The sequence below is a fragment of the Desulfosporosinus sp. FKB genome, from assembly GCF_002196705.1.
Lineage (GTDB): Bacteria > Bacillota > Desulfitobacteriia > Desulfitobacteriales > Desulfitobacteriaceae > Desulfosporosinus.
Genome location: NZ_NADJ01000037.1, coordinates 139,460 through 154,066, shown reverse-complemented (window position 1 = coordinate 154,066; position 14,607 = coordinate 139,460). Strand labels below are relative to the sequence as shown.

9 protein-coding genes are annotated in these 14,607 nt (G+C 38.1%); all 9 read left to right on the top strand.

Annotated features, from left to right (window positions below):
* The first annotated feature begins 351 nt into the window (after window positions 1-351).
* The 9 genes from B5Y67_RS15760 (at window position 352) to B5Y67_RS15720 (ending at window position 14,481) form a co-directional block, all read left to right on the top strand.
* A complete protein-coding gene (locus B5Y67_RS15760; protein WP_207652424.1) occupies window positions 352-615 on the top strand; it encodes a hypothetical protein in 264 nt (87 codons plus the stop codon).
* On the top strand, window positions 602-1,999 hold the full coding sequence (locus tag B5Y67_RS15755) for a Wadjet anti-phage system protein JetA family protein (RefSeq protein WP_088227381.1): 1,398 nt from the start codon (window positions 602-604) through the stop codon (window positions 1,997-1,999). The genes B5Y67_RS15760 and B5Y67_RS15755 overlap by 14 nt, the downstream gene beginning before the upstream one ends.
* Before the next feature lie 3 nt (window positions 2,000-2,002).
* Complete coding sequence (locus B5Y67_RS15750; protein ID WP_088227380.1) at window positions 2,003-2,650, top strand: DUF4194 domain-containing protein; 648 nt, start codon at window positions 2,003-2,005, stop codon at window positions 2,648-2,650.
* Window positions 2,637-6,038 carry an SbcC/MukB-like Walker B domain-containing protein gene (locus tag B5Y67_RS15745; protein WP_170932709.1) on the top strand — a complete coding sequence of 1,134 codons (3,402 nt, stop codon included), beginning with the start codon at window positions 2,637-2,639 and terminating at the stop codon, window positions 6,036-6,038. Before B5Y67_RS15750 ends, B5Y67_RS15745 begins: the two co-directional genes overlap by 14 nt.
* Window positions 6,028-7,287, top strand: coding sequence for a Wadjet anti-phage system protein JetD domain-containing protein (locus tag B5Y67_RS15740; protein ID WP_088227378.1), 1,260 nt, complete (start codon window positions 6,028-6,030; stop codon window positions 7,285-7,287). The genes B5Y67_RS15745 and B5Y67_RS15740 overlap by 11 nt, the downstream gene beginning before the upstream one ends.
* A gap of 363 nt (window positions 7,288-7,650) precedes the next feature.
* On the top strand, window positions 7,651-9,120 hold the full coding sequence (locus tag B5Y67_RS15735; RefSeq protein WP_088227377.1) for a class I SAM-dependent DNA methyltransferase: 1,470 nt from the start codon (window positions 7,651-7,653) through the stop codon (window positions 9,118-9,120).
* A complete protein-coding gene (locus B5Y67_RS15730) occupies window positions 9,113-10,246 on the top strand; it encodes a restriction endonuclease subunit S (protein ID WP_088227376.1) in 1,134 nt (377 codons plus the stop codon). Before B5Y67_RS15735 ends, B5Y67_RS15730 begins: the two co-directional genes overlap by 8 nt.
* Window positions 10,247-10,262: 16 nt before the next feature.
* The gene (locus tag B5Y67_RS15725) at window positions 10,263-13,589 is read left to right on the top strand and encodes a DEAD/DEAH box helicase family protein (protein WP_088227375.1); all 3,327 of its coding nucleotides are present in this window, start codon (window positions 10,263-10,265) and stop codon (window positions 13,587-13,589) included.
* A 34-nt stretch (window positions 13,590-13,623) separates the two neighbouring features.
* Entirely contained in the window at window positions 13,624-14,481 is an 858-nt protein-coding gene (locus B5Y67_RS15720) for an HNH endonuclease (RefSeq protein ID WP_088227374.1), read from the top strand.
* Window positions 14,482-14,607 lie beyond the last annotated feature (126 nt).

Here is a 14,607-nt window from a genome sequence, read left to right as displayed (position 1 = left end):
TCTTTTCGTCTCCAAGATAAGGTGGCTTCTCTGGTTTAAATTACCCCAAGCTTCTTAATTGCCTATGTTGATAATCATTAATAACCCACGCCACTTGCCCCTTTGCCAAGTTCAAGAAGCCGCTTAGTGTAAAGGTTAGCCAGCTGCGACGTTTGGAGAGTGTTTGGTGTAGAAAAAAGAAACCTCAACACCTAATGATCCGGGATGTCCTTACCTAACCAAAAGCTCTCACCGAACCGGAAAGCTGGAGGGATGCGTTGCAAATAGGGGCGTTAAATTCCAGTGAGCGTTATGATTCAGACTTTTGGAATTACAATCAAGTGTTCTGAAATCTAATAGAGGTGACATTGATTGGAAAAGGATAAAGATCTTCTAAAATACTACCGAGAGGACCTTAAATGGGAACCTCCTTTTGAAGATGTTTTATCTATGTATTCACCGGATGCCTTGGAAGGTTACTTCACAATGCGAAAATCGGTACAGGATGGTGAATTGCCCAGAAAAACAGTAGAACTAATCTTTACTATACTAGACTCGTTGGATGATGAGGCTAGTGGAGCTAAGGCAAATGTCGTAGCTGCAGATTGTGAGCGTGTGGAAAATGAAACTGTTTGAAGTGGTTCCTCAGAACTTTTTTTCGGTACTTGCTTCTAAGAATAAAGATATTTATTTGGAAGCACTTATGGTGTTACACGGATTATTCAAGCAAGCAATAAGTGTCGAATTGGAAGAATACATATCGGTACTCATCGCGAACATGGAGGATGAATTATCTCAGATGGAGTCCGAGGAAGCTGAAACAATCGAGGAGCAGGAAGGTAGCTTTACTTGTAGCCAAAAAGCAAGACTTATAGTAAATAAACTCATTGATGCCGGTTGGATCGATAAGGAGTACAAGGAGGGCAGTTTTACTCAAGTTATTGCTCTTCGTGATTATGCAATTAAAGTTCTTAACTTACTTGAGGCGATAACAAAACAGGAAACACGTGAATATAACTCTCTAGTGTTTAATACTTATTCCTCCTTAAAACAGGCACAAGAGGAAAGTGACCGCATGTATGATGCGCTTCTTGCAGCAAAGCGTAACACTGTACAATTACTAGATGAGTTAAAAAGCCTCTATCATAATATTCGCCGTTATCATCAAGAGATCAACGAACAGGCGAGCGTCAACGATTTGCTTCACGGACACTTTGACGTTTATAAACAAATGATTGATCGTATTTATCATCCTATCAAAACTATGGATTCTATACATAGATATCGTCAACCAATTTATTCTCTCTTGACTAATATGCTTGGCGACAATGAGCTAATAAATAGTATGTGTAATAGAGCTAAGACCATCAGAGCATTCACTGATGAGACTGCCATTCGTGCATCGATAATTGACGATATTACATATATTATAGATTCTTACGATTCCCTGCGAGGAATAATTGATGAAATAGATAAGAAGCACAGTGCCTATACACGTAATTCGATTGAGAAGATTGAATACCTATTAACTGCAGACAGAAGCATTAAAGGCAAGCTTGTGGAACTATTAACTAATTATGGGAAGGCGAATGAAGAAGAACAGGATAAGCTACTTGAGCAATATCAAAAAAATATAAAGGTTAATCGACAAGATTTTATTGATGCCAAATCACTATATCAGAAAAGCAAACGTAATCGTAAGGAAGTTGGCGAACCGTTAAAAGTGACTCCATCGGATGGCAAAGAGGTTGATGGAGAACTTTCCGATGTTATCGAAAGGGTAAAGAACAGCTATCCGCTGCAGAAGATTAAAAATTATATGAAGGGTTTACTTGTAAAACCGACTGTATTGACCTCCGAGATTCCATTTAGTAATGATGAGGAATTTATTCTTGTTATGCTCGCTACAATACGTGCCAATGACAGAGATATGCCGTACACTATTGAGTATTTATCCGGGATTGTAGAGAAAAATGGTTACAAGGTACCTAACATCCTTTTTAGTAGAAAGGAAGCGTAAGTTTTGTGGGATGAAAAATATCAAAAGCTTAGTAATTATGAAAAGGGAGAATTTCGCAGACTGGCTAATTATCTGCTCTCTCATACGTATCTAGTCCGCGATAAATATGATTCATCTAAAATGATGTTGATTGTTAATGAGGATTATCGAACTGTTTCACGTTTGTTTGAAGTGATGTTTGAATATTTTGAAGTAACTGGTTGGAGGCTAACAAAAGATGATAACTATGGGGTAATTTCCCTATATAACATATATGAAAGCAACCGACTACGTATTGATAGGTTTACAACTTTAATGCTTTACACATTTCGCTTGATATATGAGGAAGAGCGGGAAAAGGTTGCTGGTAATAGAGATGTAAGAACTGATACCGTTGCTGTGATAAGTAAAATGCAGTCTCTAGGATTAATATCTAAGAAACCGGCTATTCGAGATTTTATTGATGCTCAAAGAATAATTACTCACTACAACATTATTCAAAAGATAGAATCAAAATGGGAAAATGACGGTAACAAGTTAATCATACACCCCTCAATACTTACTATCATTTCAAACGAGGGTATTAACAACCTGGCCACAATGTTTGAGGACGTTGTTGACAGCGCAAATGATCTTGAAGAAATGGAGGATGATGCGAATGAAACATATTAAGAAGCTCTTACTAATTAATTGGCATTATTTCTCCATAGAGGTAATTGACTTTGGAACAATAAACTTCTTGACCGGAAAGAATGCAAGTGGTAAATCAACAGTTATCGATGCAGTACAACTTTTACTATTAGGAGACACTAGTGGAAGCTACTTTAACAAGGCTGCAAACGGTAGATCTGACAGAACACTATTAGGCTATCTTCGCGGTGAATTAGGCGATGACGGAGGCTCAAGTTTTAAGTGCCTCCGTCAAAACCGGTTTACCAGCTATATTGCAGCGGAATTTTACGATGATGTAAAGAAAAAGTACTTTACGGCAGGTTGCTGCTTTGATTATTACTCTGAAAATGATTACCCCCATAAATTCTTTATCTTTGATGATGCTATGCCGGAACATCGTTTTGTGATTCACGATACACCTATGGAGATAAAAGATTTGCGTTTATTTATTAAAGAAAATTATAAGTCAGGAAAGTATGAGTTGCCAGATTCAAACAAGGATTTTAGAAGTAAGTTTTACGGCAAGCTAGGCGGACTGGGTGAGCGTTTTGGAGGCTTGCTGAGGAAGGCTGTGCCTTTTTCACCAATCAACGATATCCAAAAGTTTATTACTGAGTTTGTCTGCGATGATGCTCGTCCTATAGACATTAGATCCATACGTGATAATATTCATTCCTACAAAGATTTGGAGCAGGAAGCTAATATACTTCGAGAGAAGGTAACTGCTCTAAATGAGATAAATACTATATACGATAACTATTTAAGCTTTGTAGAACAGGCACGCCTGCATGATTATACTGTATCACGTGCCGAACTAGAAAAGTTTGTTAATGAGCGTAATCTTTATGAACAGAATGTAGCTGAAAATATTGAGAAAATCAGTAATTTAAGAGGAGATATTACAAACCTTATTATATCGAAGAAAGAGTTAGACGACGAACGTATTACAAAGGAAATCGATTACAATAACCATAATGCTAAGAAGAGTATCGATGTTCTTACTGAAAAAAAAGAAAAACTGGAAGATGAAATCAAAAACATCTGCCGAGAATTTGAACTGGTAAATGAAAGCATAAGAGCATACGGCATCGGATGGCGTAATATTCTAACTAATTTTAATGAGACTATGGATGATACACGTTTGCAGTTATTGAATGAAAAATTGAATGCAGAATTGCAGTCCTTTGTCGCTAGCCTTACTGTTGGTTTATATGATGTAAATGTTTTGGTTAACGCTAACGGCGAAACTATATATAATATCAATTCACAGAATTTATTTGATATTAAGAGCAATATTAGTGATTTAAAAAATTTGGCCATTGAGTTACGTCGAGCCTTTTCCGATGAGAGTCAGGAACTATCGAAGAAAAAGAAAATCCTTGAGGCAACTGAATCAGATCTGAGAAAGGGCATAAAACCCTTTGATAATTCTATTGTCGCTCTAAGAGATACCATATATGCTGAATTGAGTGTTCAATATGGTTCAACTGCCCAAGTTAACATTGTTTCTGAACTTTTAGAAATACCTGAAGACCGTTGGAGAAACGCTATAGAAGGTTATCTACACACTCAGAAGTTTTATTTAATTGTTGCCCCGGCGCACTTTCAAATAGCACTGCGAATATACGAACGGATTAAGCATGAAAAGAAAATATATGATGTAGGTCTAATTGATATTGAAAAAATTCTTAATAAGAAACCCAAGGCTTTGCCTGGCAGCCTTGCTGAGGAAGTGGAAACAAGCAGCCCTCTTGCCAGAGCATACGCAGACTACTTACTTGGCAACGTTATTAAATGTGACAAGGTTGATGACCTCCGCAACTACGAGCGTGCGATCACTGACGGGGGGATGCTTTATCAAGGATATGTTGCTCGTCAGTTAAATCCAAAGCGCTGGGAAAGTCCCTATATCGGTAGAAATTCTCTTGAACGCCAGATCACAATTGTATGTAAAAAAATTAATGATCTTGTTGAACCAATTAATATTTGTATAAAACTTTATCAGCGCCTTAACCTCTTTACTGATATGCAGATCATTAATAGGACTGATATTGAGCGATCCATTTCTGCTGCTCAAGAATTTTCCAAGGTGCCAAATCGTAAAGCTGAACTTAATGAAATAACTAAAAAACTCAAGACTATAGATACTAGCTATATTGATAAGCTGCAGCAGTTAATAGTTGGGTTAACCAAAAAAATCTCCGAAATAGATGGAGAAATTAATAAGAAAAGTGAAGAAATCGGACGTTATGAAGAATACAACAAAGTAAAAAATAACGTGGATATTCCCAATCTATCGCAACAAATTACTGACAAACAAAGCAACATTGATGAACGTTTTGATGAAGATTGGATAGGCCTAACAGGTTATCCAAAATACTACCGTGAAATAAGTATTCGACCGAAACCTGAAGATGTCATCTATATATTCAACCAGCAGTTGACGAGGGCAAAGAACCAGTCAGGCGAAAAGTGGAAAGATCTTGTAAGACTTCGTGGCGAGTATAATGCCGCACACAAAATGGGCTATAACATTAATAATGAAGATAATTCAGTATATAAGAAAGAACTCGATGAGCTTAGCGATGTGAAGTTACCTGATTATTTAAGTAAAATCCAAGATGCAAAAGAAAAGGCATTTGAACAATTCCAGGAAGACTTCCTCAGCAGGATTAAAGCAAATATTGAAGACGTACGTAGTCAAATTAATCAGCTAAACGATGCGCTCAGGAGGAGCTCGTTTGGACAAGATAAATATCATTTTGAGATATTTCCACGTCAGGAATATAAGCGGTATTACGATATGATAACTGATGAGATGCTACTAGGTGGTTACAATCTTCTCAGTGCGCAGTTTAACGATAAATACAAGGAAGAAATAAAAGACCTCTTTGACTTAGTTACTGACTCCGGAAATAGTCTTTATGCTGATGCGCGTGCAGAATATGAAAGAAGGGTGCAAGAGTTTACCAATTACAGAACTTATCTTACTTTTGATTTAAAGGTCACTGACGGTGACGGTGAAGAGCAGCATCTGTCTAGGACTCTTGGCAAGAAGTCTGGCGGTGAAACTCAGACACCTTTCTATATTTCCGTTCTGGCATCTTTTGCACAGCTCTATCGTATCACTAAAGGTAATGATTCTGGGACAATTCGGTTAATAATCTTCGATGAAGCATTTTCTAAAATGGACGGCGAACGTATTAGTGAGAGTATTCGTTTATTGCGCAAATTCAATTTTCAAGTTATTTTGTCTGCACCCCCAGAAAAAATCGGAGATATTGCAACACTGGTTGACCGGAATTTATGTGTGCTGAGGAAAGATAAACGTTCATTTGTGAAGGCCTTTGATCCGAAGCAATTGGAAGGTATTGTTGATGATGAGTAGTAAAAAGCAAATATTGGATACTCTAATTGACAAATATGAAAGGAGTAAGGCATATAAAGAGGGGGCATCGTATCCACGTCGTATTATGATCAAACTTTATGATAATGGCCGCTCAGACCTGCGTTCATATAACATCGAAAACACTGAGGCGAAGGAGTCATTTAATAAAGCAATTGAAGAGCTTAAGAAAGATGAAATAGTTGACTTTGAGTGGCTGAAATACGAAAGCGGTAATATAATTTCCCGGGTTTGGTTATTGCCGGAGAAAGTTAATAATGCTTATATAATTGCCGGTCGCCAACCAAAGTTAGATAAAGTCGAAGCGATAGTTAATTATATTAGAGAAATTTCAAGCAACGTGAAACATAAATGGATTGAAGAATTCTTTAATGATACATGTACCATTATTGAAAAGAAACGATCGATCACCGTTGCATTGCCCGATAATGATGAATTAGCCCGAGATGTTCTTTATGCAATTAGGCAGATTGATTCAATAGATGAAAATGAAGTTTTGGAACGGGTTTTCTCAGTGCGTTGTTTCGGCGATTCTAAACGATTTGAGAAATACATTAAAAAGCGTGTTGTCACGATTATCCGGAAGAATTATATTGACGATCCTGATAATGAACTTAGCGATGAAGAAGTTCTTAGGAAAGTTGGTATTATCAAAGCCCCTGAGGTGGTGGAGTTTTGCGGTAATTTAACTGTTTGCTTTAATACGGGAAAGGTAGATTACTCCCCGCTTAAATTCGGAGCAACAATTAATTCGTTTGACATCAGAAACTGTAACTTAATTATTGGAGAGAATATTACTAGGGTGCTTTTTATTGAAAACAAGGCAAACTATTTGGATTATATCTTAAACCATAAGGGATCAGATGATTTGGTAATTCTACATGGAGGATTTTATAGTCCGGTGAAGGGTTTGTTTTTTGAAAAGTTATTTTCTGTATGTAATAAGAGTTCGGTCAGATTTTATCATTGGGGAGATATAGATTTGGGAGGATTTAAAATATTTTCCCGTCTTAAAAAGAATATTATACCAGATCTAATTCCTTATAACATGGGGATAGTAGATCTTGAAAATAATAGAAATTTTCTTGTCAATATTGATGATAAATATGCTAACAAAATGTTGCTATTACTCAAACAGCCTGTGCTCAAAGAATGCTATGATACAATCAAATATATTGCTTTAAACAAAGTCAAATTGGAACAGGAAGCCTTTATCCGTGAAGATGTTTAATACTGTGTTCACCTCACTCTGCTTGCGAGGATCTGGTCCTCCCTGGAATTTGACGATAAACAGGTGTAACTTATGGCAACACGGGAAGTAAAGGGTGAAAGTGGAATTAGTCCGAGAAAATTACCTCAAACTAAACTATGCAATGGGAAGACTGAAAAGTAGGATGAAAATGGAGCGGGGTTAAAAACCAAATAATCTAAACGGCTTTGCGGGTAGTTAAAAAGATGAAACGGAATCCAGAGCGGCAACATGCTCTGGATTTTTACTTATATAGGCAGAAAACGCTGATGCCTTTTTATAACAATTTGTCCAGAAGCAGTGGTATAATTAAATTTATATTCAACAGAGATTGGAGCAAAAGAAGTGCTGACAGGAGAAATTCGCAACAAGGTTGATAAAATATGGACGGATATGTGGGCTGGTGGTATCAGTAATCCACTAACGGTTATCGAACAACTGACATATTTAATGTTCATTCGCTCTTTGGATGAAAAGGAATTGGAAAACGAGAGTTTCGAAGCTCTTAGTGGCCAAACGATGCCAAAAATCTTCCCACAAGATGAAATTGGACAGTCCATGCGTTGGAGTAAATTCAAAACTAAAGATTCTCGTGAGATTTATGATATTGTTGGTACAAAGGTATTTCCATTTATCAAGGGGATGAATGGAGAAAATACTACCGCTTTCTCTCGATACATGCAAGATGCAATGTTTTTAATTCCAACTCCTCAAGTTTTGCAAAAGATTATTACTGGATTAGATGAGCTGTACGAGCACGATATTAAAGACCTTGATATGCAAGGTGATCTTTACGAGTATATGCTGGGTAAGCTGGCAACGGCTGGCCAAAACGGTCAGTTTAGAACACCTAAACACATCCGTGATATGATGGTACGATTACTAGCGCCAACTCCTAAAGACAAAATATGTGACCCGGCCTGTGGCACTGCTGGTTTCTTGGTATCCTCTGCGGAGTACATTCGTGAGCATTTTGAAGCTGAAATGACAGGTGAGCAATGGGAAGATTTTGCGGGCGATATGTTTACAGGTTTTGATACTGATAGGACCATGTTGCGACTTTCGGCTATGAATTTAATGCTTCATTCAATTACCAAGCCACATATAGATTATGTTGACAGTGTTTCGAAGCAAAATGGTGTCTCTTCAACTTATGATATAATCCTTGCCAATCCACCGTTTACCGGGACTGTTGATGCCGAGAGTATAAACGATAATCTGAAGGTAGTCTGCGATACCAAGAAGACAGAGCTTTTATTTGTAGCACTGTTTTTGCGAATGCTGCGAAAAGGTGGCCGCTGTTCTTGTATTGTGCCGGACGGCGTTTTGTTTGGCACAACTAAGGCACATAAAGCCCTTCGTAAAGAGTTAGTTGAAAATCATATGCTGCAGGCTGTTATTTCTATGCCCAGTGGTGTATTTAAGCCTTATGCTGGCGTAAGCACTGCCATACTTGTGTTTACAAAAACAGGTGCGGGCGGTACTGATAAAGTGTGGTTTTATGACATGAAGGCCGATGGCTTTTCTTTAGATGATAAACGTTCGGCTATTGAAGCCAATGATATTCCGGATATCATTGCCCGTTTCCATGATCTTGAGAGTGAAGCGGACCGTAAGCCGACTGAACAGAGTTTTTTTGTAGGGAAGTCTGCTATTGAAGAGAATGGGTATGATTTATCCATCAATCGATATAAAGAGGTTGTTCATGAAAAGGTGGAGTATGACCCGCCTAAAGTAATTATGGAACGTCTTGATAAGCTGAGTCTTGATATTGCTTCCAAAATGGAGGAGTTGAGGGGGCTTATAGGTGGGTAAGTGGGAAATGGCTAGGCTTGAAGAAGTATGTGAAATATTAGATTCAATGAGAGTTCCAGTTACTGCTTCAGACCGTAAAAGTGGGATTTATCCATACTATGGGGCAAATGGTGTTCAAGACTATGTTAATGATTATATCTTTGATGATGAACTCGTTTTACTTGCTGAGGATGGAGGTAATTTTGGCTCAAAAACAAAGCCCATAGCCTATAGAGTGTCTGGCAAGTGTTGGGTAAATAACCATGCTCATGTATTAAAAGCAAAGCCTATGATGGACATTGATTATCTTTGTTATTCAATTATGTTTTATGATGTTACTAGAATTATAAGTGGAACCACCAGAGCCAAACTAAATCAAGCTGCAATGAGAAGAATGAGTATCCCTCTCCCACCCTTCGAAACTCAAAAGCAAATTGCCAAAACCTTAGGCACTGCCGCAGAACTGCTTACCATGCGTAAACAGCAGCTTGCAGAGATGGATAACCTAATTAAGTCCACCTTTTATGATATGTTCGGTGATCCGGATCACAATTCTTATGGTTGGAGAACTAATTTATTAGGGGACACTGCTGACATAGTATCAGGTATAACCAAAGGAAGGAAAATAAGTGAGGTAAACCTAGTTCCAATAGCTTATATGCGAGTTGCTAATGTACAGGACGGACACCTAAATTTAAATGAGATAAAGGAACTGGATGTCGCCAACTCTGAAATAGAAAAGTACATACTTGTAAATGGAGATCTTTTAATGACTGAAGGTGGAGACCCCGATAAACTTGGAAGATGTGCCATTTGGAAGGGTGAAATTCCAGTTTGTATACATCAAAATCATATTTTCAGAGTACGACTTAATCAGAAACTAGTTCTACCAGAATATGCGAGTTTCCTTATTGGAAGTTTTTATGGAAAAAAATATTTCTTAAAAGCAGCTAAACAAACGACCGGTATTGCTACGATAAACTCTAAACAACTGAAAAACTTTCCATTATTGATACCTGATATTAACCTACAATGTAAATTCGCCGAAATCGTCAATAAAATCGAAGAACAAAAATCCCTTGTTAAAAAAGTACTTAACGAAACTCAATACCTGTTTGACAGCTTGATGAGCACGTATTTTGATTAAATACTGAGGTGATTTAATGTCTGCAAACTTTGATTTCCTACAAGGACAAACTGAATATATGTTATTTGCTCCTGCTTGCATAGAAGCTGAGAGGGTGTTAGCCACATCTCCTGCAATGGCATCGGTGGGGAGCCGTAAGGCTTTAGAACTTGCGGTAAAATGGGTTTATTCTGCTGATAACACTATCTCTATGCCCTATAGGGATAATTTGCAGGCATTGATTCACGAACCATCATTCAGATTTGCAATGGATATTCAAACCTGGAGCAAGCTGCCCTATATGATTAAGTTGGGCAACCTTGCTGTACATACTGAAAAAGCCATTAGCCGTAGTGATGCAATCCTATCACTTTCTTCATTGTTTGAGTTTGTGCAGTGGATTGATTATTGCTATGGTTCAAATTATCTAGAGCGCCATTTCAATGAAGGTAGTATTCCTTCTGAAAAGGTCATAATTGATGAAGAGAAAATCAAAGAAAAAGACTCCGAAATAGAAGCATTACGCGCCAAGATCGCCGCCATGAGTGAGCGGCTTACAGCTGATAAAGAGCAACATAAAGAAGAACGCAAGTTTACTGCCAAGGATATTTCAGAATTTCTCACCCGTAAAAAATATATTGATGTAGACCTAAAGCTTTTGGGCTGGATATTTGGCGATGATGTGCGGGAAGAAGTGGAGCTTTACGGGATGCCTAATACTGAAGGAATTGGCAAAGCCGATTATGTGCTTTACGGCAAAGACGGACTCCCCCTTGCCATTATCGAAGCCAAACGTACTTCAAAAGATCCGAAGATTGGCACTCATCAAGCCAAGTTATATGCTGACTGTTTGGAGAAAATGACGGGCAGACGGCCCATGATGTTTACCACCAATGGCTTTGAGACTTATCTATGGGATGATGTATCCTCACCAAAGCGCAGAGTGAGCGGACTATTTTCCAAAGCTGACCTCGAAAAGCTAATGAATAGTAGAAATGAACGGAAAGCCTTAGATGAGGTGGTCATTGACGATAAAATCACCGATCGTTACTACCAAAAAGAAGCGATCCGAGCAGTGTGCGAAAACATTACAACTGGACACAGAAAAAGCTTGCTAGTTATGGCTACCGGAACTGGAAAAACAAGAACCGCATCCAGCTTAACCGATGTATTATCTCGCGGCGGTTATGTAACCAATACATTATTCTTAGCAGACAGAACTGCCTTGGTTAAACAAGCTAAAGATGATTTTAAAAACTATTTACCGGATATGTCTCTGTGTAACCTTCTAAGTAATAAAGATGATAAGACCTCACGTATTGTCTTTTCAACTTATCCGACGATGCTTAATTCGATAGATTCCGCGAAGAGCGACGATGGTAAGCGCCTGTTTACTCCTGCCCATTTTGATTTGATAGTGATTGATGAGGCCCACAGAAGTATCTTTAAGAAGTATCGTGCTATTTTTGAGTATTTTGATGGACTATTAGTTGGTTTGACAGCGACCCCCAAGACTGAGGTCGATCGGAATACCTATGACTTCTTTGAAATGGAAAAAGGTGTCCCGACTTATGCCTATGATTATGAAACTGCAGTGGAAAAGGATCATGTTTTAATTCCCTACTATAATATTGAAGTGAAAACAAAGTTCTTGGAGAAGGGCATTGTATACGATGAACTCTCAGATGAGGGTAAGGCACGTTACGAGGAAGATTTCGTCGATGAAGATGGCGAGATGCCTGATTTCATTCCTTCTCCGGCGGTTAATGAGTTCATCTTTAATCAAGCGACAGTTGATATGGTCATGGAAGACTTAATGACAAAAGGGATTAAAGTTGCTGGCGGTGACAGATTAGGGAAAACTATCATCTTTGCTCAAAACAAAAAACACGCCGAATATATAATCCAGCGTTTTGATAAACTCTATCCGCAGTATCACGGCAGTTTTGCTAAGCGTGTTATCTGTGATGATAGTTATGCTCAAAGTATTATTGACGATTTCAAGGTAGCTGAAAAAGAACCCCACATTGCTGTGTCTGTGGACATGCTGGATACCGGCATTGATGTGCCGGAGCTTGTCAATTTGGTCTTCTTTAAGCGAGTTCGCTCGAAAACGAAGTTCTGGCAAATGATTGGCCGTGGTACAAGACTTTGTAAAAACTTGTCTGGAGACGGACAGGACAAAACTCATTTTGTGATTTTTGACTATCTCGGAAATTTTGAGTTTTTCCGTCAACATAAAGAAGGCTTACCGGGTAACGAAACTCTCAGTCTTTCTGAGGCAATATTTTCAAAACGGGTGCGTTTAATTCACCACCTGCAGCAGTCAGCATTTATTGATGAGCCGTATCAAGTAATGCGTTCTGGATTGATAGAATTGGTTTTGCAGCAGATAAATGCATTAAATACTGAGCTGGTATCGGTGAAATTGCAGCTTCAACATATAGAGAAATATAAACATGCGGAAGCCTTTGTCAGTCTTTCGGATATCCACAAACACAACCTGATAGCTCATCTTGCACCTATTGTTTATATGGATGATACGGACGAATCAGCCAAACGATTTGACAATTTAATGTACGGAATAATGCTGGCCCAAATTGAAGGATTGCCCCAGTTTAAGAAAGGTAAAAAGCAGCTTATCAATACAAGCTTTGCTCTTGCTAACCGGGCTACCATACCGCAAATTAAAGAAAAGCTAGAACTCATCAATACGATAGGTACTGACGAATTTTGGCAGAACCCAAACGTATTGACATTTGAAAAAGTACGTTTTGAATTACGTGATTTGATTAAGTTTATTATCGATGATGACAAGATAAATCCAATTTATACAAACCTTGCTGATGAAATACTCATGGTTAAAGAAGGGGAAGGTATAGATCCGGCCTATGACTTTGAGGACTACAAACTAAAGGTCAACCGTTACATAGAAAATAACCGTGATCAGATTGCCATTTATAAATTGCGTAACAACATTCCCCTTTCTGCACTGGATTATCAGAGTCTGGAGCATATTTTCACCGGAGAACTAGGAACGGCAGATGATTATAAGAGAGAATTCCGAGATACACCGTTTGGATTACTTGTGAGAAAGATTGCTAAGCTGGATTATGACGCTGCGCATAATGCATTTTCAGAATTTATCAATGGCCAGTCACTTACTCAGTCTCAAATTGTTTTTGTGAAAAAGGTCATTGATTACATAGTACAGAACGGGTATATAGAAAATCCAATCGAACTCACGAAGCCGCCGTTTGACAAACCACAAAGCTTGATGAAGCTGTTTGATGGGACGAAGCAGAAACAGATTATCGAAGTGGTAAAACAAATTAGAGAGAATGCGGTTCAGATAATAAGCTGATTTTATAAATAATCAGATAGTGGAGGTTACTTAAGTGGATACCGCCGAAAACTATGTCTATAAGAAAGAGGTAGACTGGTCCTTATTAAAGGAAGGGCTTACTTTACCTGTTGATAATCAAGTGGTTTTTGGCCGTAATATAGATAGGCTTTTATCTAGGGGCGAATCTAGAAATATAACATTGTATTTAGATGGACAGAGTTATAAAGCCAAGATAACGAATGTAAACTTCGATCCAAAGTTTAACCGTAGAAAGGATACTCTGCAAATCATGTATTCGCCCAACGGTGAACTTTCCAACGCCTTAAAATCTCATTTTATAAAGAGTTATCAATTTATTTGTGCAAAAAGACAGATTCGGGAAGCCGGTGACAGAACTATGATTCATTTGCCGGATGATTGTAAAGAGTATCTAGCAATATATACTACGGAATATGAGGATACCTACTTACTTGAAACAATCGTGGCCGATGATATAGTTGCTCTAAAAGATGTTGTTAAAAACCAGCAGGAGCGAATTCTAGAAGCTCGATTTAATTATGATATGGTTGATGAAAAATCTGCCATATATGAGACAGAGCGTATTGTAAAGTTACGTAAGCTGAATAAGAAGATCGGGGATAATTTGAAGTTACTCTATAATTACCGCTGTCAAATCTGTGGTAAGAACAGCGGTGAAGAATATGGTTCACAGATTGTTGAGGCACATCATATCGATTACTTTGTACATAGCCTTAACAACGATTCTGATAATCAGCTGATTGTTTGTCCAAATCATCACAGCATTATCCATGACGTTAATCCAGCGTTTGATAGAAAACGGCTGTTATATATATTCCCAAATGGTTTACAGGAGGGATTGGCTTTAAACCAGCATCTTGGTTATAGGTAAACAATAATCATGATGCGGCTAAAGATTAATAACGTAATAGAAAATATGGTCCCCAGATCATTCTAAGATGGGTAATGCTGTAACGCTTACCAAAGAAGAACTTGGTAAGCTTAGCGATGTATTGGG

Coding starts and splice junctions, on each gene's coding strand:
- B5Y67_RS15755 (WP_088227381.1), top strand. CDS start 602: ATGAAACTGTTTGAAGTGGTTCCTCAGAACTTTTTTTCGGTACTTGCT.
- B5Y67_RS15745 (WP_170932709.1), top strand. CDS start 2,637: ATGAAACATATTAAGAAGCTCTTACTAATTAATTGGCATTATTTCTCC.
- B5Y67_RS15740 (WP_088227378.1), top strand. CDS start 6,028: ATGATGAGTAGTAAAAAGCAAATATTGGATACTCTAATTGACAAATAT.
- B5Y67_RS15725 (WP_088227375.1), top strand. CDS start 10,263: ATGTCTGCAAACTTTGATTTCCTACAAGGACAAACTGAATATATGTTA.